Source organism: Roseovarius aestuariivivens, from assembly GCF_004761875.1.
Lineage (GTDB): Bacteria > Pseudomonadota > Alphaproteobacteria > Rhodobacterales > Rhodobacteraceae > Roseovarius > Roseovarius aestuariivivens.
The window spans coordinates 217,898-237,080 of record NZ_SJEY01000002.1; the positions used below are offsets into that span (position 1 = coordinate 217,898).

Consider the following 19,183-nt stretch of genomic DNA (forward strand, 5'->3'; position numbering starts at 1 on the left):
TTCAGCCCTGCGGAGTTTTGACCGCGCGCGCCCGGCCCCGGCGCAGGCCAAGCTGCCGTTCGCGCAGGATGATGATGATCCCGGCGAGAATGACCAGCGCCGCGCCAATCAGCATTTGCCGCGTCGGCACCTCGTCGAACACGATATAGCCGATCACGATCGCAAAGAGCATCGAGGCGTAATCGAACGGCGCAATCACGCTGGCATCGGCAAATCGATAGCTGGAGGTGAGAAAGATCTGCGCCAGACCGCCAAGGACACCGGCCAGAACCAAGTATATCGTCACTGTTCCACCCGGAATCGTCCATCCGAAGGGAAGTGTCAGCAGGCTGAGCAGGCTCGCGGTCAGCGAAAAGTAGAACACAATGGCGCTGGTTTGTTCGGTCTGAACCAGCTTGCGGATGTAGATCTGCGCCAGCGCCGCGCAGACCGCGCCGAGAAGGACAAGAACCGCGCCGACGGCCTGCGTGACCTCAACCGTGTCGTCGCCGAGCGTGGTCAGCCGTGGCGCCAGCACGATCAGGACGCCCGCGAGACCAAGCGCCACCGCGCCAAGCCGGAAGATGCCAACCCTCTCGTCAAGAAACATCGCCGCGAAGACGACGACCAGCAGCGGCGCGGCGTAACCAAGGGCCGTGACCTCTGGCAGAGGCAAGAGACCGAGCCCGGCAAACATCAGGCCCATCGCCGTCGTACCCACGACGCCGCGCCAGAAATGCCCCATGCGCGACGTGACCCGCAGTCCTGTGCGCAGATCGCCGCGCAAGGCGAGCCAGGCGAGGATGACCGGCATGGCAAAGAACGAGCGGAAAAAGACGGCCTGCCCGGGCGGCACGGCATCCGACGCCGCCTTGATCAGCGACGACATGACGATGAACAGCATCACCGCCACGAGTTTCAGCGCGATCCCCTTGAGCGGGTTCATCCTTGGCCCTCCGTGCCCCTCGCTTGGCGCAAAGCGGCGGCAAAGGCAAAGGAAACCCGCCATGCGATTCCAGCAAGGCTTGATCCACGGTCGGACCCGCTACGTATATCTGCATACAACAGGAGGTTTCGATGCGTTTCATCATCACTTTTTTCGCCCTCTTTTTTGCGCTGCCCGCCGCCGCGCTCGACCTCGATGCGCCGTTCGAGAATATCGACGGCGGCAAACTTCGGCTTTCCGATTGGCAAGGCCAGCCCGTTCTGGTGGTGAACACCGCCTCGCGCTGCGGCTACACCAACCAGTACGCGGCGCTTCAGGAGCTCTACGAGACCTACAAGGATCGCGGTCTGGTCGTCGTCGCGGTGCCGTCCGACGATTTCAAGCAGGAGCTTTCCGACAACGCATCGGTTAAAGAGTTCTGCGAGGTGCAGTACGGGATCACGCTGCCGATGACCGGTATAACGCCTGTGCGGGGCAAGAACGCGCATCCGTTTTATCGGTCTGTCGCGCGAGAAGCCGGGTTTGAGCCGAACTGGAATTTCAACAAGGTACTGATCGGCCCCGATGGCAAGGTCGCCGCGACCTATGGCTCGCCCGTGCGCCCGATGTCACAGCGTATGACGGGCGATATCGAAAATCTGCTGAATTAGGCTCTGTTCCGGCCCGGATCGCGCTCGTCGGCGATGCGGGGACGTCCGCCCGCCTCGACCGTGACTGTTGCCTCGATGAAGACCTCGCGCGCCTCTGCGGTGACGGTTTTGACATCCTCCTCGACGTGCACTTCGACCTCGTCGGCGCCGGCCTCTGCCGCCGCTTGGCGCGCGTCCTTCTCCAAGTGGGCGCGCAGGTGATCAAGCGCATGCCGCGCATCACCGAAGTCTTTCGGCACTTCGTCGGCGTGGACACGGAAAACGCCCTCTGACGGGCTGGTCACCGCGCCGCTGCGCCGGACGGCGATACGGCCCACGACGGCGCCAATGGCGTTCGCCACGCCGGCATGGTTGGGCAGGATCATGTCGCAATGAAGCCGGTCCCCCACCGCCGTATAATAATTCGCCGCAGAGGCCCCGAGACCGATAACCGGCACATTCAGACCGGCCTCTATCCGCACCAATCCGCGGTAATAAGACAACCCGGCCTGCATCAGAACGTGATCGGCCAGTTGCGCGGGGGGCAGGCCGAACGCGGTCTCCTCCTCGGCAAACGCGGCTTCGAGCAGCGCCAGGACCGTCTGGCGCGTCAATTGATCCACGATCATCTGCGCCATCGCGGAAGGATCCGGACAAAGCCTTCCTCCGTGCCCCACGCGGCGTCGGCCCAGAAGACGCATGGCCTTTTCCGCCGCCGTGCCATCCCATGCCGTGAGCCTACCCAACACGTGGGCCGCGTCCGACGGCGTGGGCCCGGCCACCAGGACCAGCCCGCGCGCCACCAGCCGACGCAGCACCGCGCGATCGCTGCGGGCGCCCAGAACGGCGGACAGGGCCATCACGCCGGGGCCGATCCGTTCGAGCAGCTGCAGGTCTTTCGACCCTAATCCACCCTGATCCATGCCGTTTACAGCCCGAACGAACAGCGCATCCTGTTCGCCGGGCACTTCGCGGCGTAGCTGTTCGTCAAGCACGTCATGCACCTTTTGGCCCGCCTCCGCCGCAAGAAGGCTGACCGGCACCATCCGGCGCGGACCAAGGGTGACGCCACCTCTCAACCCGGACTCGTTCACGGTTACCTCGCTATCGCCGCCGAGGCCGGTGGTGCGCATCGCCACCGCCTCGACCATGGTGCGCCAGGGCCCGACCTGTGCGCCGGCAGGGTCAATCATCGGCCGTCCGTCGCGCAGCAATGCGATGTCCGTCGTCGTCCCGCCGATATCCGACACGAGCGCGTCCTTCGCGCCGGTCATCCAGCGCGCGCCGACGATGCTTGCCGCAGGCCCGCTCAGGATCGTTTCGATCGGCCTCTCGCGCGCCTGAGCTGCCGAGATCAACGCACCATCCCCGCGGACGACCATCAGCGGCGCGGCGATGCCGAGGGTGCCCAACGTATGCTCCGCGCGTGCGATGAGGCGCGTGATCATCCCGATCAGCCTTGCATTCAGAAGAGCTGTCAGTGCGCGCTTCGGTCCGTTGAGCTTGGCCGAAAGCTGATGCGAAAGCGACACGGGCCTGCCCGTCGTCGCACGGATAATCTCGGCGGCGCGCAGTTCATGAGCCGGGTTTCGTGTAGCGAACTGTGCTGCGACGGCATAGGCGGATACGGGATCAATAGAGTCTAACCAAGCCGAAAGCGCGGTTTCATCCAGCGGCGCGGTTTCGGTGCCCGCATGTCCGTGACCACCCTGTAGAACCAAGGCCGGATCACCCCCCAACGCGTCGCGCAAACCATGGCTGTCCAGATCCTGTTCGCGGAACCCGATATAGACGAGACCGACGCGCCCGCCCTGCCCCTCGACCAGCGCATTGGTCGCCAGCGTGGTCGACAGAGAGGCCATGCCAATATCGCCGGGCGCGACACCGCTTTGGGTCAGAACCGCCGCGATGGCGGCCCCGATCCCTTCGGCAAGGTCATGCCGGGTTGTCAGCGCCTTGGCGCTTGCCACGACGTCCGTTTCATCGCGGATCAGAACCGCGTCGGTATAGGTTCCGCCGGTATCGACGCCGAGTAGAATTGCCATGGCCCATCCCTTTCCTGCCCTTGCGCGATAGCCCAGGCGCAGGTTTTACGCCGGTCCGTTTGCGGCAGATCGAAGTCGCATCACTGCCCATCTTGCCGCATCGGCGACCGCCGCATCTTCGTCGTCGCAGAGCGCCTGCACCACTGGCAAAAGTCGCGGCAGGCCCGAATTCCCGATCGCGTAGGCGACGTTACGCACGAACCGATTTCGCCCGATCCGCTTGATCGGGCTGCCGGAAAACCGCGCCCGGAACGTGGCATCATCGAGAGCAGCAAGGTCTTCCAGTGCCGGCGCTTTCAGATCGTCGCGTGCATGGTACCGCAACTCTTCCGCGCGGGTCGCGAACTTGTTCCAGGGACACACGGCAAGGCAATCATCACACCCGTAGATACGATTGCCGATCCCGGGCCGGAGCTCTTCGTCCACGGGCCCTTTATGCTCGATCGTCAGGTAGGAAATGCAACGCCGCGCGTCGAGCTGATAGGGCGCGGGAAAGGCATCGGTCGGGCAAATGTCGAGACAGGCCCGGCACGAGCCGCAATGATCGACTTCTGCCGGATCAGTGTCGATTTCGAGCGTCGTGAACACCGACCCGATAAAGAACCAGCTGCCCAAATCGCGGCTGACCAGATTGGTATGCTTGCCTTGCCAGCCAAGGCCCGCCGCCTCGGCCAGCGGTTTTTCCGGCACCGGCGCGGTATCGACGAACACCTTCACCTCGCCGCCCGCCTCGGCGATCAGCCAGCGCGCCAGACGTTTCAACCGTTTCTTGACCACGTCATGGTAATCGCGATTGCGGGCGTAAACCGAGACTGCGCCGCGATCCGGCTGATCCAGAAGGGCCAGCGGGTCCTCGGACGGTCCGTAGTTTTCGGCCAGCATGATCACCGAACGCGCCTCGGGCCACAGGACCTGCGGCGCGCCACGCCAATGCGTGCGTTCGGCCAGCCAGCCCATCTGCCCGTGATATCCCCTGTCGAGAAAAGCCGCCAGGCGCGCGGGAACGTGACCCACATCCCAGGGCCGGCAGACGCGGCAGGCGGAAAATCCTTCCTCTTGCGCCTGCGAAATCAGTCTCTCTTTCAGCCGATCAGTGCTCATTCCGGCGAAATCACGCGGCAAGCGCCACTTTGGGACGCCCGCGCCCTCGCCCTAGAAATCGAGATCGGCATAATGCGTCGGCTGCGGAAATCCGGGCACCTGATCTGCCAGGATGCCACGGAAAGCCGGACGAGATTTGATCTTCGCGTACCAGTCCTTGACGACCTCGCTGCGGTGCCAATCCACGTCTGAGATGTAATCGAGGCTCGACAAATGGGCCGCAGCGGCGAAATCCGCTAGTGTCATCACGTCACCCGCCAGCCATCTGCGCCGGTCGAGCAGCCAGGCCATGTAGTCGATATGGAATTTGATCGCCTTGGCACCGGCCTTGACGTTGCCGCTGTCGGGAAAACCGAGGCCCATGACCTTTTTGTTGACCCGCTCGTAGAGCAGTTTGGAGGTCACTTCGCTGTGGAACTTGTCGTCGAACCAGCTGACCAGCCGCCGCACCTCGTACCGGCCCTCGTGACCTTTGGGCATCAGCGGCGGTTCGGGATGCCGTTCTTCGAGATATTCACAGATCGGCGTACTTTCCGACAACGTCATGTTGTCCAGACGCAGCACCGGGACCTTGCCCGCCGGATTGCGCCGCAGAAAGTCGGCGTCGCGTTCCCAGTAGCGTTCCTCGACCAGCTCGCATTCGATCCGTTTCTCGGCCAGCACCAGCCGCACCTTGCGGCAGAACGGGGACAACGGAACGTGGTAGAGCTTGGCCATAAAAGAATTTCCGAGCTTCATTGCAAAAAGGGTCGTGTGCGCTTCTCAATGCCCGGATTGCGCGGCCATTTCAATCCTCGAAACAGGCCGCGCGCCCATCGCGGCGGATCGTGGCCGCTCCGTCCATGATTTGTGCCGCACGCCGCCGGACAAAATCTCCTGGACGGCTCGCCGATCGTTCCTTGGGGGCGGGCAGGATCGCCGCCAGCCGCGCCGCCTGATGATCCGTCAGCGCCTCGGGGCCGACCCCGAAATAATGCCGCGCCGCGGCCTCGACGCCAAAGATGCCTTCGTCGAATTCCGCCACGTTAAGGTACACCTCCAAGATGCGCCGCTTGGACCAGATCGCCTCGACCGCAGGCGTGATCGCTGCCTCCAGCGCCTTGCGAAGCCAGGATCGCCCGTGCCAGAGATAGACGTTCTTGACCACCTGCTGGCTGAGCGTGGACGCGCCGCGCGCGCCGCCATCCTCGATCGCGGCGCGGATCGCGCCCATGTCGAACCCCCAATGCAGGCAGAAATTCGCATCCTCGGCCGCCACGACCGACCGGGCCATGACCGGCGCGATGGCATCCATCGGCACCCACTGGTGATCGATCTTGCCCAACCGGGCGGTCTCTTGCTTCATGTAAAGCGTATCCGGCGGGTTGAAGACGCGATGTGCGGTCACCGTGCCCAACACGATCACGACCGCCAGGAAAATGAGCCGCAAGGTCCAGCGCCGCAGCCAGTGGACCGGCGCGGTGATCCTGTCGGCCAGCGACGGTCGGTCCTTGGTCTTGCTCGTCTTCGCCATGCGCGCAGCTATAGCGTCGGTCCTTGCCCGCAAAAAGCGCAAACTGCGCGATCATACCCTCAGCGATCGTAGCGTTTCGCAAGATCCTCGGTGTCCCCCATCGACGCGAGCTTGAGCTCTCGGATCATCCGGATGGTCGGCTTGAGACAGAAAAAGACCGAGCCGATCACGAAAAGCCAGATCGCGGGGGTTTCGTGATCGGGCCAGAGAAACAGAATCGAGCCGATGAGGAACGAGAGCGCAGCCAGAAAATCGACGGCGGTGTGGACAAGCTCGAAAAGCGCGTAAAGCCGGCGTGTTTCGTCGTTCCGGTCCCGGTTCTGACTCGAGAAAAGGGTCATATGCGTCTCTAATCCGGCTGAACTCTGGTCATTCCACGACGATGGCAGGCCGCCACCAGCGGTATCAGGTTTTGCGGGGCGGCACGATCTTCTGCGCGGCCAACCGCTCGAAAAAGCCTATTACCTCGTCCTCGGTCGCGCGTTCGATGGCACCGTCGCGCACCTCTTCGATGGTCCAGACCCAGCTTTGCGCAGGGTCGTCACGCATGGCCCAGCCGGGAAACAGCCGGGTCTTGATCGGCCGGTCCAAGAGCCGCCGCGCCTCTGTATGGCGGTCATCCTGACGGATGCGGTCATAGCACTCCTCGACCGCCGCTTCGGGGCCTTCAAGCATTTGCAGGTATAGATCGGCCCGGCAGATTAGCGCGCCGGTGATGTCGTCCCGCGCATTGCACCGCCGCGCATCGAGCAGGATCCCTGCCAGCATGGCATCGTCGAAACCGAAGGGGCGAGAGGCGTAAACGAGTTGCCTGAGGGGCATGGTGAGCTTCCTTTTTCGGCAGTCTACGCCGCGCGACGCGTCACGTCACCTGTAGGGTGCGCTTCAGCGCACCCTGCTCGGCATTTTATCGGCTGAGGCCCCCATGCAGCGTGGGCACGTCGAGCGAGGCGAAGCCGTAGTGCCTCAGCCAGCGCAGGTCGGAATCGAAGAAGGCGCGCAAATCGGGGATGCCGTATTTCAGCATCGCGATCCGATCGATCCCGAGGCCGAAGGCAAAGCCCTGCCATTGGTCCGGGTCGATATTGCCGGCCTGCAGGACCTTGGGATGCACCATACCGCTGCCAAGGATCTCGAGCCAGTCGTCGCCTTCGCCGACCTTGAGGGTGCCGTCCTCCCACGAACAGCGGATATCGACCTCGGCAGAGGGTTCGGTGAAGGGGAAGTGCGAGGCGCGGAAGCGCAGGTCGACATGGTCAACCTCGAAGAAGGCTTTCACGAATTCTTCCAGTACCCACTTGAGGTTAGCCATTGAAATATCACGATCAATTGCCAGCCCCTCGATCTGGTGGAACATCGGTGTGTGGGTCTGGTCATAGTCCGCGCGGTAGACGCGGCCGGGGGCGATGACGCGGATGGGAGCACCCTGTTCCTGCATCGCGCGGATCTGAACCGGGCTGGTATGGGTGCGCAACACATGCGGGGGGCGGTCGTCGCCTTCGGCGCGGTGGATGTAGAAGGTGTCCATTTCGGCGCGGGCCGGGTGGTGGCTGGGGATGTTGAGCGCGTCGAAATTATACCAGTCGGATTCGATCTGGGGGCCTTCCGCCACGGCGAAGCCCATATCGGCGAAAATCGCCGTAACCTCTTCTGTTACTTGGGAAATTGGATGGATCGTTCCCTGCCGCCGACCGCGTCCGGGCAGGGTGACATCCAGCCATTCGCCGCGCAGGCGCTCGTCGAGCGCGGCGTCCTCCAGCCCGGCTTTCTTGGCGGCGATGGCGGAGGTGATCTCGTCCTTCAAAGCGTTGAGCTTCGGCCCCATGACTTGCCGTTCTTCGGGCGTCATCTTGCCCAGCTCGCGCATCTTGAGGGCAACTTCGCCTTTCTTCCCAACGGCTTGCACACGCAGATCTTCCAGCGCGGCCTCGTCCGAGGCCCCGGCGATCGCCGTCAGATACTTGTCTCGCAGATCGTCCATCACTTTACCCGGGCTGACTCCTGTCCCGCGCGGGTTACCCCGCCTGTGCGCTTTGCGCAAGTCGGCGGTTTGACCGGGTGTTTTGTACAAATTGCAGCACCTCTCAAAGGGCGTTTTTCCATTTTGTACAAATATCGCGCAACGCGTGCGGGCCGGTGTCCCGGTCCGTCATTCTGCGCGGCGAACCACCCCTCTTGACCACGCGCAGCGGAGGCTGCGCAAATCGGGCCTCAAGCTGAACCAAGCGCGCGATCACGGGCTGGGCAGAATGAAATCGGGCGTGATGCCGGTTTGCGCCATGGCCTCTGCCGGGTCCTGGCCGGCGAGAAAGCCGTAATCAGTGACCAGCGCGGAGGCGACGCCGGCGGTTTGCGCGCCGAGGATATCGGTGTGCAGGCTGTCGCCCACCATCAGGATGCGGGATTTCGGGATGTCGGCGGACAGCCGGGCGAAGGCGATATCGTAGATATTGGCGAAAGGCTTGCCGAAAAATTCCGGCGTGATGCCGGTGCGGTCGGCCAGCCTGTGGGCGAAATGCCCCGGTTCGAGCGAAAAGCCCTTTTCCCGGGGGGCGACGATATCGGGGTTGCCGACGAAAACCGGCCGGGGACGGGCGATCAGCGCCTCTTCGAGCAGGGTTTGGCGGGTTTCGGTCCAGGTTGCGCTGCCGATCATCAGGAAGATATCGGGCGTCTCATAGGCCGCGGCGTCGTCCCGAAGGCGGACGTGATCCAGCGCGTCGAATTCCGCGGCAGGCATGCCGTCGCTGACCATCAGGCCCCATCTGCGGCCAGTGCCGGCACCCACCGCCGCCGCAAGCGCCTTGCGGCTGGTCACGACGTCGTCGTCGGCGAAATCGTAGCCGAGCCGCGCGTATTTCTCGAGCAACCGGTCCTGCGGGAATCCGGCCGCGTTCGAGACGACGAGCACGCGTTTGCCCATCTCCTGCAGTGCCGCGATACGGTCGGGCACGCCGGGGATCGCGGTTTCCCCTACGTTCAGAACGCCGAAGGCATCGAGGAAGAAAGCGTCGAAATCCCTGGCAAGCCCTGCCAGCGTATCGACCCTGCGCGGGGCGGAGGTGGCGGTGACCGGGTCGGGCAGACGATGGCGCGCCGCCTCGTAAGCCGCGAGCGCCTCCTGCGCCGTCATTGTTGTCATATGATCGCCCCACGAACCTTGGCCGAGACCCATTCGCTGATCACCACGGCGCAGAGAATGACCAGAAGGATCATGCTGACCTGAGGCCAGGCTAGCACGTTGAGCGAGGCCGAAAGCTGAAGCCCGATGCCGCCCGCGCCGACGAGGCCCAGAACCGTGGATTCGCGGATGTTGATATCCCAACGGAAGACCGCGATGCCGGCGAAGGCGGGCAGGACTTGCGGCACGATGCCGTAGGCCATGACCTGCCAGCGCGAGGCCCCGGTGGCGGTGATCGCCTCGACCTGGCTTTCGTTGATTTCCTCGATCGCCTCATAGAGCAGCTTGGCGCAGAACCCGATGGACCGGATAGCGATGGCCACGACGCCGGCAAAGACGCCGGGGCCGATGATGGCGATCAGCAGAAGCGCCCAGATCAGCGAGTTGATCGAGCGCGTCGCAACGATGATCAGAAGCGCAATCGGACGAATGAAGAGCCGCGACGGCGTGGTGTTGCGCGCGGCAAGAAAAGCGACCGGCACGGCAAGACAGAGCGAGATCAGCGTTCCCAGCGTGGCGATGTTGAACGTGTCCCAGATCGGGCGGCCGAGCTGCGTGATATAATCCCAGCGCGGTGGCGTGGCGCGCGACCAGATATCGTCGGCGATGCGGGGCGCATCCCAGACGAAAAACCACGTCGTGGCGTCAGAGATCCTTTGCCAGCAGAACAGAAAGACCGCGACCCCGAGAAGCCAGCCGAACCAGCGCAGAAGCGCCTGACCGGTCGTGCGCCTGCGCCAGACCGGCGCGCCGTTGACGTCGAGCACCGGCATTACTGCACCCTCGCGCGGATCACGCCGGAGAGGTATTCAAGCATCATGACAATCCCGATGATCAGGATCAGGATGGCCGCGGCGGTGTCGTATTCGTAGCGGTCGAAGGCGGTGTTCAGGGTGGCGCCGATGCCGCCTGCGCCGACCAGGCCCAGGATCGCGCTTTCGCGGAAATTGATATCGATGCGGTACATTGACAGACCCACGAGGCGCGGCATGACCTGCGGCTGGACGCCGTAGTTGATCCATTGCATCCACCGCGCGCCCGATGCGCGGATCGCCTCGGCCTGCACGCGGTCCATGGCCTCGATATCTTCGGCGAGAAGTTTGGACAGGAACCCGATGGTCGCGAACGAGAGCGTCAGGAACCCCGCGAGTGGGCCGAAGCCGAAGATCGCCACCAGCAGGATGGCGACGATGATTTCCTGCAAAGAGCGGCTGATGGCGATGATTGCACGACAGATCAGGTAGACCGGCAGGGGGGCGATGTTGCGCGCCGCGCCGAGGCCGATGGGAATCGAGATCGCGATACCGACCACGGAGGCCGCCACGGTCATCACCACGCTTTCGACAAGCCCGTCCCAGATATCGCCCCAGCGCGACATGAAATCGGGCCGGGTGAAGGACAGGATGAACTGCCAGCCGCGATCCAGCCCTTCATAGACACGGCCCCAATCAACCTCGATCGTGAGAACCGCCATGACCATGTAGGCCGCAAAGCCCGCGACCAGACCCCAGCGCAGAACCGGATGGCGGACCAGCGGCGGCTTTCGCCAGCCCTTGCCAAGCATGTCGTCCAGTTCGCGATGACTCATTGCGCGGCCTCGACCGGTTCGGGCGCGTCTTCGTCAGCCTTTTCGATGGTCGCTTCCCAGTCTTCCTCGCCGTAGATGGTGGTGAGCACGTCCGGGGTCAGGGCATCCGGGGCGCCGTCGAATTCAATTGCGCCGAAACGCAGGCCGACAACGCGCTGAACGAACATCTGCGCCAGGGCGACGTCGTGAATGTTGATGATGGCGGCAAGACCGCGTTCGCGACAAAGCTCGGTGATCAGGCGCATGATCTGGCGGCTTGTCTTGGGGTCGAGTGACGCTGTCGGCTCGTCCACCAGAAGAAGCTTGGGGTTCTGAATGAGCGCGCGGCAAATCCCGACGCGCTGGCGCTGGCCGCCCGAAAGCTCGTCGGCGCGTTTGTCGGCCATGTGAAGAAGGCCCACCCTGTCGAGCAGGCGGAACGCCTCGTCCACGTCCGACTTGGGGTATTTGCGCAGAAAACTGCGCCAGAACCCGACATAGCCCAGACGGCCCGACAGCACGTTTTCCATTACGGTCAGGCGCTCGACAAGCGCGTATTCCTGAAAGATCATGCCCATCGCGCGGCGCGCGCGGCGCAGGGCGCCCGTTCCGAGGCGCGTCACCTCGAGGTCATCGATCCAGACCTCGCCGCCGGTGGGTTCCACCAGCCTGTTGATACAGCGGATCAGGGTCGATTTGCCGGCGCCCGACGGCCCGATCAGGGCCACGACCTGCCCTTTCGGCACTTCAAGGTCGATCTCTTTCAGAGCCTTGTCGCCGGTCTTGTAGGTTTTCGTAAGCTTGTTGAGGCGCAGCATCATGATTTCCCGCGTTTGCCCGAGCGGCAGGGGCCGGACCGGCCCCCGCCCAAAGGCGCAAAGATTACTCGCAGGCGTAGCTGACGTCGTTGGCCGCGTCGATCTTTCTGATGACTTCCCATTCCTGCTGATACGTGATCGGAATGAATTGCGCTTCGCCGTTTTTGGAGAACTCTTCTTCCAGCGAGGTGCCTTCCCACTCGAACTCGAAGAACGCATCCTGGATCGCCTGCTGGAGGTCCGGCGTGAGGTTGTAGACGACGCCGTAGCCCGTGGTCGGGAATGTCTGCGACTTGTAGATCGTCACCAGTTGATCCTCGGAGACCACATCGCGCGCCAGCATCCGCGCCTTGACCGAATTCGCAATCGAGGCCGCGGGATAGTCCTTGTTGGCGACGCCCAGGATCGAGTTGTCATGCTTGCCGGAATAGACCGGTTCGAAATCGCGCTCTGCGACCATGTCGAAATCGCTTTTGAGGATCGCCGAGGGCGCCTTGAAGCCCGAGTTGGACGTGGGCGAGGTGAAGGCGAGCTGCCCGCCCTTGATGTCCTCGACTTTTTCGATGCCGCTTTCGGGATGGGTGATGATTTCCATCTCGTAGCCGTAAGAGCCGTCTTCACCCGCCATGATCGTGAACGGACGGAAGCCTGCGCAATTCACCGCCAGGGGGTTCGAGCCGGTGTTGAAGCCCGCAATATGCAGACGGCCCGAGCGCATCGCCTCGATCTGAGCCGCGTTGGACTGAACCGGGAAAAAGACGATCTCCTTTCCGGTCTTCTCGCTGAGAAAGTCGAGAAAGTCGGACCATGCCTCCTTGTAGACCGCCGGATCCTCGACCGGGGTGTACGCGAAGATCAGCGTGTCGGGATCCATGAGCTGGCTGGCGTCGGTCGGGATATCGGCAATCAGATCCCCGTCCTCGTCACAATAGCGATCGTCCAGGGTGCCGCGTTCGCAGTCTTGGGCCGTCGCAGCGCCGGCAAGCGACATCATGGCAATCGCCGATGCTCCGACAAGGAGCCTCAGATCGGTGTTCATTACGTATCCTCCCTTACGTGAGACCCTTTGGGTCCCGAATATTTTTTGGTTCTCGCGCGTCAGGTCGCGACGCGGCCACCCTACGTGCTGGACCACCGGCGGCGCAAGCTGGAGCTCTGGCGATCTGCAGACAAAAGAGTCGAAGCGGGCCTTCCCTGCTTCTGAGAGGGCCGGTGGAACGACCGTGCACCCGACGCAGGGATGCCCGTCAGCGAAGTGCGGGACAAACCGGGACGGAGTCGCGAAACGTTCCGTTCAAACGCCTCATAGGTGCATTTTTGCGATTCGGCGGCGCGGGTTCGGACCGCATGACGTGACGTGCCAGGCGACGTCGAACCGAACCGCAGCCACGCAAGGCTCCGAGTATCACAACCTACCCCGGAAGCTTGCGCGGGGTTACACCTTATGCGATTTTTATCCTTTAATTATTTGACCTTAGCGCCTTGATGACCAAGACATTGCGGCAGGAATGTGGCACGGCTCTTTACATAATATCCATTGATTGAGAGAACGATGTTTCACAACCTTAAGGTGTTAGCTTTTTCGAGTATTGCAGCGGTTACACTCACGGCAACAGACGCTTTCGCGTCGACACTTGAACTCTCGAATGTCTCGGCGGCCTAGTCCAATGTGGCCGCAGACCCCGGAGCAAATGCGTTGGTCGACAATTCCGACCCGCTAAACCCGTTCCTGGCCTGGGGGACACCAGGTGGGAGCGGGACCGACTTCAATCCGGTCCGGTTCCGGTCGGGTTTCGAAGTTCAAGTCGCCAGCGATCCGGTGCCGAACCCCGCCTCACCGGTACCGGGACAGTTCGATTTCGGAACGTTCACGCATTTCAACAACCCCATTGCCGCGGGAACAGGCCTCACGTCGGTCGATCTGACGGTGACAGCTGACGTCGTTCTGGATGGGATCACGACGATCCTCAGCGGCGCGTCCTTCCTCTTTAATTTCGCCCTCGATGAAACAGCGAACGCATGCAGCCCGCAGCCCAGCTGTGCGGATGACACCGTCACGACCTCGGTTCTGAATGGCACGTCGACGGTGAATGTCGGAGGTGTCGATTATACCCTGTCGTTCCTCGGCTTCGTGCAGAACGGCGTCTTGAACTCGCAGTTCGTCTCGCCGGAAGGCACTGCCAATACCGGCACGCTACGGGCCGAGTTCACGTCCGCGATTCCCGGGACGATTCCGCTTCCCGCCGGTCTTCCGCTGCTGCTGACCGGTCTGGGAGGTTTGGCGTGGCTTCGGCGCCGGAAGGCGATGCAAGGCCGATCGCCGGTCAGAACTTTAGGATTTGGGCGGGCCCTGTGCCCGCCCTTTTCTTATCGGCCCGGTCTGCGCACTCTTACGGTTCGAGTTAAGTCTCGATCAGCGCCGTCTGCGCATTCTTCGAGATGTTGCGCCCGTCCGCCCGTCCGGATCACCGGAGCCGAGCCAGCGTCGGGCGTCTTAATCACCGCGTGTTTCGTAAGTGACTTCGCCGGTCACGGGGTCGCGGACCTCAACAACTTCTTCCTGCTGGGCGCAGGCGGCGAGGGAAATGAAAAGGGTGAAAACGGCAAGGCATCTGGTCATGGCGCACCTGTTCGTCATGCAAGTTTCGGGTCTGGATAACTTCAAAACAAATTACGCTCCAACATGCTTTAATTAACATATTCCGAAAGGTTTGTCCGGTCAGGATGACACGGGGCTTTGGAGCGACATGAAAAACGCCGCCCGGATCCTGTCCGGGCGGCGTTTTGGAACTCTTTCGAACGGCCGGTGCTCAGGCGTTGAGCGCGCCCTTAGCCTGGTCCACGATCGCGCCGAAGGCGGCGGGCTCGTGCACGGCGAGGTCTGCCAGAACCTTGCGGTCAACCTCGACGCCGGCCAGCGTCAGGCCATTGATGAAGCGCGAATAGGTCAGCGCCTCGTCATGCGCGCGCACGGCGGCGTTGATCCGCTGGATCCACAGGGCGCGGAAACTGCGCTTGCGGTTCTTGCGGTCGCGGGTTGCATACTGGTTCGCCTTATCGACGGCCTGACGCGCCACCTTGAAGGTGTTCTTGCGGCGACCGTAATAGCCTTTGGCGGCTTTGACGACTTTCTTGTGACGGGCGTGGGTGACGGTGCCACCTTTAACTCTGGACATGGATCAAACCTCCTTCAGCGGGCGTAGGGCATCATCGGCTTGATGATACCTTCGTCAGCCTTGCACAGCGTGGTGGTGCCGCGCGCGTTACGAATGAACTTGTTGGTGCGTTTGATCATGCCATGGCGCTTGCCGGCCTGCGCGGCCACCACGCGGCCCTTGGCCGTCACCTTGAACCGCTTCTTGCAGCTCGACTTGGTCTTCATCTTGGGCATTTCCGGCTCCTCGGGTTTCGGGTCGGTTGACGCGCGACTCGGCATGCCACTTTGGCCGGACGCGCGGGTTGGAGCGCGCCGTATAGGACGACCGCGCTTGTAACGCAAGGGGGGTTGGTCGGCGAGGCACGACCGCGGGCCCGTGACCCCGGGCATATCGCGACCTTGGATTGAAAGAAGCCGGATTTTGGGATACAATCTAAGGATTATTACAAAATTCTTTTTCTATCGGAGATTAGCCATGCGGTTTTCTTTCACGCGGTTTTCTGTGTCTTTTCAGGTGCTTTTGGGTCTTGTTTTCCTTCTTACCGGGCTCTGCGCCCTTCCGGTCCAGGCGCAATCCGAAATGTCGTTCCCGGCGCGGATGTCGGACCTGCCGGACGGGCAGATCTGGAACATGGACGGAGACCATGGCGGCAGCCACTCACGCGACATGAATGTCGTCCGCCGCAGCGGGTCGCAATGGACCTCACTGGACGAAAATGGCGGATCGCGCAACGAAGACCGCCTCATCTTCGGCGTGCCGCTTTACGCGCCCGTGGATGGCGAGGTGGTCAGTTGCTGGGCCGGGCATCCGGAAAATCCGCGCCCCGGAGAGCCGCATATGGCCCGGTGCTGCGGCGAAGATTGTACGGTGGGATGTGACACCGATGCGTGCCCGGACACTGAAGAATGCCGGATCATGCGGTCGGGGAATCACGTGTCGCTGCGCCGGAATAATGGCGACGTCGTGCTGATCGCCCATCTGCAGCGCGACACGATTCCCACCGAGATCTGCCCGAACCGGGGGCTGTTCATGGATGATGCGCGCGACCGGAGCGGTATTTTTCCCGCCGAGTCCTATCTTCGGGTCTGCGAGACGGGCGAAACCCCGGCCGCGGATGATTGCGTGACGCGGCGGCCACGGATCGTCCAGGGAGAGTTCCTTGGCCGCGCGGGCAACAGCGGCGCGTCGAGCGGGCCGCACCTGCATATCCACACCCAGCGGGTCCGCGAACGCAACGGCCTTTTGCAGAAGGACGGCGACAATATTCCCACGCGGCTCAACTATGGCTGGTTGCGGCACCGGACGGACGAGTCCATCTGGAAGCCTTTTCGCAACGACGCGATCCGCAACAATCCCGTCGTGGTGCACGCATCGCCCTTTCTGCCGCTTCTGGAGGCCAGCGCCGGCGGCGTGACCGGGACGGCCACGCAGTTCGTGTCCTCGAACCGGGTGGTGACGGCGTCGATCGCGGACACGAACAGCAATCTCAAACTTGTCAGCTGGGATCTTGTTGGCGTCTCGCGGTTCAATCGCCGGGGCGATATCGAGGCCGGGCCTGTGAAGGAGGTTTATCTGAGCGAGCCTGCCCCCAACTTCATTCTGGCGGCGGTTCGCCAGACCGACGACAAGCTGAAAATGATCGCCTATCGCGTCGGGGTCGGCGGCAATTTCACCCGCATGGACAGTGTCGAAGCCGGGCGGGTCAGCGCGCTCGATATGGCCACGATCAGCGGGCTTAATCCACGGGCGGTCACGGCGATGCGCGACGGCAATGGCCGGCTCAAGCTGATCGCGTGGGATATCCTGACGGGCAGCGATGGAAGTGTGTCGATCGCCCGACTTGCCGAGGCCGGCGATGACCTTGTGTCGGCGGTGTCGGTCGCGCGGGCCAAGCATTTCAACGGGGTCTATACCGCCGTGCGCGACGCGGACGGAGAGTTGCGCGTGACGCCCTGGACGCTGTCGGACAACGGGCAGAGCTTTACCCGGCGGGCCGCCGGGACGGCGGGCGAAATCGGCTCCGTGCTCGACGTGGCGCCGCTTGCCGGCGGCGTGGCGGCGGCAATGGCGGATTCGGAGGGAAAGCTGCGCCTGATCGCGTGGTCGGTGTCTGCGCAGGGCGATATCACAGCGCGCCGCGATCAGGCCGTTGCGGGCGATGTGTCCGAGATCACGCTGATGCCCGTGCCGCACGGGCGGTCCAATCTGGCCAGCGTGGTGCGGGGCGGGGATGACAGGCTGTACCTGATCGGCTGGCAGATCGGCGATGACGGGCGCCGCATCCGGCGGCTTGGGTCGAGCCGGGTCGGGCCGGCGTCACAGATCTCGGCGGACGCGGTGGCGCATCTGCGCAGCGATGGCGATGGCGGCAACCGGGACTGGATCGCCACCGCGATGCGCGACGAGGCGGGCGATCTGCGGCTGATCGGGTGGGATACGAACCTGATCCTGCCTTAAGCGGGCAGGTGCGCGCGGGTCGCGGCCAGGCCGCGATCCGGGCATGGTAGAGACTTGACCTGCGGCTGCGTCAGGTCAGGTATTTCGCGACCACGCGCACGAAGACATCCGGGATGTCGGTGAACGCATAGCCGCCCGGTTTGGTCTGGATCGCCCAGACAACCATCGCCCCCGCCGCGATGACGGTGAAGGCCGCCACACGGGGGGCGCGGCCCTCGGAAAAGGCCGACATGATCGACGGGACGGAAAAGACGGCGAGAACAATGCCTATGGTAAAAAAGAGATCGGGGTCCATAATGATCCTCCGTGCGTGTCCCCCCGACTGCAGTATAAACAGTTTATCCCGGATCTGTGGAGGAAATAAGGCTTTCCTGACAGGGCGCTACGCGCAGGATATTGGTCGTGCCGGGTACGTTGAAGGGCACGCCGGCGATCACCAGGATCTGGTCTAGCTCGCTGGCGTAGCCCTGTTCGCGGGCAGCCTTGGCGGCATTGATCACGGCCTGCTTGAATCGTGAGAGTTGCCCGGTCATCACGCAGTTGACCCCCCAGGTCAGAGACAGCCGCCGGGCCGTATCCATCATGTTCGTCATGGCGATGATCGGGACACGGGGCCGTTCACGCGCGGTCAGAAGGCCGGTGGTGCCCGACTGGGTGTAGCAGCAGATCACCTTGATATCGGTTGTTTCGGCGATTTCGCGGGCGGCGGCGACAATGCCGTCGGCCACGGTGGTGCGCTCGGCCTTGCGCGAGGCCTCGAGGATTTCGGTATAGGTGGGGTCATCCTCGACCTCGCGGGCGACATCGTCCATCGTGCGCACCGCGTCTACCGGAAAGTCGCCCGCGGCCGATTCCGCCGAGAGCATGATGGCGTCGGCCCCTTCATAGATCGCGGTGGCGACGTCCGAGACCTCGGCCCTTGTGGGCATCGGGCCGTGGACCATCGACTCGAGCATTTGCGTTGCCACGATCACCGGCTTGGCGGCGGCGCGGCACTTGCGCACCATGCGTTTCTGCAGGGGCGGCACGTTCTGAACCGGCAGTTCCACGCCCAGATCGCCACGCGCGACCATGATGCCGTCGACCTCTTCCAGAATGGCGTCGAAATCGTTCACGGCGGCGGGTTTTTCGACCTTGACCATGATCGCCGCGCGGCCCTTGACCAGTTCGCGCGCCTCGATCACGTCCTCGGGGCGTTGCACGAAGCTGAGCGCGAGCCAGTCGACGCCGAGCTCGCAGGCGAATTCGAGGTCCTTTCGGTCCTTTTCGGTCAGCGCGGCGAGCGGCAGCACCACGTCGGGCACGTTCACGCCCTTGCGGTTGGAAATCACGCCACCGGTGACGACCTCGGTTTCGGCGAAATCCGGCCCGCAATCGAGCACCTTGAGACGGATGTTGCCGTCATTCACCAGAAGCCGCGCGCCAGGCTCCAGCGCCGCGAAGATCTCGGGGTGGGGCAGGTTCACGCGCTCGATCGTGCCGGGCGTGTCATCAAGATCAAGGCGGAATTTCGCGCCGTCCTCCAGCTCTTCCTCGCCGTTGGCGAAGGCGCCGACGCGCAGCTTGGGCCCCTGAAGGTCGGCCAGAATGGCGATCGGGCCGCCGGTTTCTTCCTCGATCTGGCGGATGATCCGGTGCTTGTCGCGGATCGACTCGTGATCGCCGTGGCTCATGTTCAGGCGGAACACATCGGCGCCGGCCTTGTGAAGTGCGAAGATGGTTTCGTGCGTTTCGGAGGCCGGGCCGAGCGTGGCCACGATCTTGACGTTGCGATGACGTCTCATGTCTG

At 63.1% G+C, this 19,183-nt stretch carries 20 protein-coding genes; 3 read left to right on the forward strand and 17 right to left on the reverse strand.

What is annotated here, in order from left to right; translation table 11 throughout:
- Position 1: 1 nt before the first annotated feature.
- Positions 2-925: a DMT family transporter gene (locus tag EZV60_RS04435; protein ID WP_135502555.1), complete on the reverse strand. Its 924-nt coding sequence runs from the start codon at positions 923-925 to the stop codon at positions 2-4.
- Positions 926-1,056: 131 nt separating this feature from the next.
- Between EZV60_RS04435 and EZV60_RS04440 the strand changes: the two genes are divergently transcribed.
- A complete protein-coding gene (locus tag EZV60_RS04440) occupies positions 1,057-1,575 on the forward strand; it encodes a glutathione peroxidase (protein WP_135502557.1) in 519 nt (172 codons plus the stop codon).
- On the opposite strand, the gene EZV60_RS04445 is transcribed toward EZV60_RS04440, so the two are convergent.
- The 12 genes from EZV60_RS04445 to phnD all read right to left on the reverse strand — a co-directional run bounded on the left by EZV60_RS04445 (position 1,572) and on the right by phnD (position 12,818).
- On the reverse strand, positions 1,572-3,599 hold the full coding sequence (locus EZV60_RS04445; RefSeq protein WP_135502559.1) for a hydantoinase/oxoprolinase N-terminal domain-containing protein: 2,028 nt from the start codon (positions 3,597-3,599) through the stop codon (positions 1,572-1,574). The two genes, EZV60_RS04440 and EZV60_RS04445, sit on opposite strands and share 4 nt — an antisense overlap.
- Before the next feature lie 45 nt (positions 3,600-3,644).
- Positions 3,645-4,700: a tRNA epoxyqueuosine(34) reductase QueG gene (gene queG, locus EZV60_RS04450; protein WP_135502561.1), complete on the reverse strand. Its 1,056-nt coding sequence runs from the start codon at positions 4,698-4,700 to the stop codon at positions 3,645-3,647.
- Positions 4,701-4,751: 51 nt separating this feature from the next.
- Entirely contained in the window at positions 4,752-5,417 is a 666-nt protein-coding gene (gene fzlA, locus EZV60_RS04455; RefSeq protein ID WP_135502563.1) for an FtsZ-binding protein FzlA, read from the reverse strand.
- A gap of 70 nt (positions 5,418-5,487) precedes the next feature.
- Positions 5,488-6,213, reverse strand: a complete 726-nt coding sequence (mtgA, locus tag EZV60_RS04460; RefSeq protein ID WP_135502565.1) for a monofunctional biosynthetic peptidoglycan transglycosylase — start codon at positions 6,211-6,213, stop codon at positions 5,488-5,490.
- 59 nt (positions 6,214-6,272) lie between these two features.
- A complete protein-coding gene (locus EZV60_RS04465; protein ID WP_135502567.1) occupies positions 6,273-6,554 on the reverse strand; it encodes a YrhK family protein in 282 nt (93 codons plus the stop codon).
- A 64-nt stretch (positions 6,555-6,618) separates the two neighbouring features.
- Positions 6,619-7,035 (reverse strand): BLUF domain-containing protein, encoded by a 417-nt coding sequence (locus tag EZV60_RS04470; protein WP_135502569.1) that lies wholly within the window; start codon positions 7,033-7,035, stop codon positions 6,619-6,621.
- An 85-nt stretch (positions 7,036-7,120) separates the two neighbouring features.
- Positions 7,121-8,194, reverse strand: a complete 1,074-nt coding sequence (pheS, locus tag EZV60_RS04475; RefSeq protein WP_135502571.1) for a phenylalanine--tRNA ligase subunit alpha — start codon at positions 8,192-8,194, stop codon at positions 7,121-7,123.
- Between the two features lie 252 nt (positions 8,195-8,446).
- Complete coding sequence (locus tag EZV60_RS04480) at positions 8,447-9,355, reverse strand: HAD-IIA family hydrolase (protein ID WP_135502572.1); 909 nt, start codon at positions 9,353-9,355, stop codon at positions 8,447-8,449.
- Complete coding sequence (gene phnE / locus EZV60_RS04485) at positions 9,352-10,167, reverse strand: phosphonate ABC transporter, permease protein PhnE (RefSeq protein ID WP_135502574.1); 816 nt, start codon at positions 10,165-10,167, stop codon at positions 9,352-9,354. The genes EZV60_RS04480 and phnE (EZV60_RS04485) overlap by 4 nt, the downstream gene beginning before the upstream one ends.
- Entirely contained in the window at positions 10,167-10,982 is an 816-nt protein-coding gene (gene phnE / locus EZV60_RS04490) for a phosphonate ABC transporter, permease protein PhnE (RefSeq protein ID WP_135502576.1), read from the reverse strand. The genes phnE (EZV60_RS04485) and phnE (EZV60_RS04490) overlap by 1 nt, the downstream gene beginning before the upstream one ends.
- On the reverse strand, positions 10,979-11,779 hold the full coding sequence (phnC, locus tag EZV60_RS04495) for a phosphonate ABC transporter ATP-binding protein (RefSeq protein ID WP_135502994.1): 801 nt from the start codon (positions 11,777-11,779) through the stop codon (positions 10,979-10,981). Before phnC ends, phnE (EZV60_RS04490) begins: the two co-directional genes overlap by 4 nt.
- A gap of 64 nt (positions 11,780-11,843) precedes the next feature.
- A complete protein-coding gene (gene phnD / locus EZV60_RS04500) occupies positions 11,844-12,818 on the reverse strand; it encodes a phosphate/phosphite/phosphonate ABC transporter substrate-binding protein (RefSeq protein ID WP_135502578.1) in 975 nt (324 codons plus the stop codon).
- A gap of 657 nt (positions 12,819-13,475) precedes the next feature.
- Between phnD and EZV60_RS19240 the strand changes: the two genes are divergently transcribed.
- A complete protein-coding gene (locus EZV60_RS19240) occupies positions 13,476-14,438 on the forward strand; it encodes a choice-of-anchor K domain-containing protein (protein WP_210115058.1) in 963 nt (320 codons plus the stop codon).
- A gap of 151 nt (positions 14,439-14,589) precedes the next feature.
- Here the strand turns inward: EZV60_RS19240 and rplT are convergent, their stop codons facing one another.
- Both rplT and rpmI read right to left on the reverse strand, forming a co-directional pair.
- A complete protein-coding gene (rplT, locus tag EZV60_RS04510) occupies positions 14,590-14,955 on the reverse strand; it encodes a 50S ribosomal protein L20 (RefSeq protein ID WP_135502580.1) in 366 nt (121 codons plus the stop codon).
- A gap of 14 nt (positions 14,956-14,969) precedes the next feature.
- Positions 14,970-15,170 (reverse strand): 50S ribosomal protein L35, encoded by a 201-nt coding sequence (gene rpmI, locus EZV60_RS04515; protein WP_135502582.1) that lies wholly within the window; start codon positions 15,168-15,170, stop codon positions 14,970-14,972.
- A gap of 241 nt (positions 15,171-15,411) precedes the next feature.
- Here rpmI and EZV60_RS04520 point away from each other — a divergent pair, with 241 nt between their 5' ends.
- Positions 15,412-17,394 carry a hypothetical protein gene (locus tag EZV60_RS04520; RefSeq protein WP_135502584.1) on the forward strand — a complete coding sequence of 661 codons (1,983 nt, stop codon included), beginning with the start codon at positions 15,412-15,414 and terminating at the stop codon, positions 17,392-17,394.
- A gap of 70 nt (positions 17,395-17,464) precedes the next feature.
- On the opposite strand, the gene EZV60_RS04525 is transcribed toward EZV60_RS04520, so the two are convergent.
- The gene (locus EZV60_RS04525) at positions 17,465-17,689 is read right to left on the reverse strand and encodes a hypothetical protein (RefSeq protein ID WP_135502586.1); all 225 of its coding nucleotides are present in this window, start codon (positions 17,687-17,689) and stop codon (positions 17,465-17,467) included.
- A 43-nt stretch (positions 17,690-17,732) separates the two neighbouring features.
- Positions 17,733-19,178: a pyruvate kinase gene (gene pyk / locus EZV60_RS04530; RefSeq protein ID WP_135502588.1), complete on the reverse strand. Its 1,446-nt coding sequence runs from the start codon at positions 19,176-19,178 to the stop codon at positions 17,733-17,735.
- Positions 19,179-19,183: the final 5 nt, after the last annotated feature.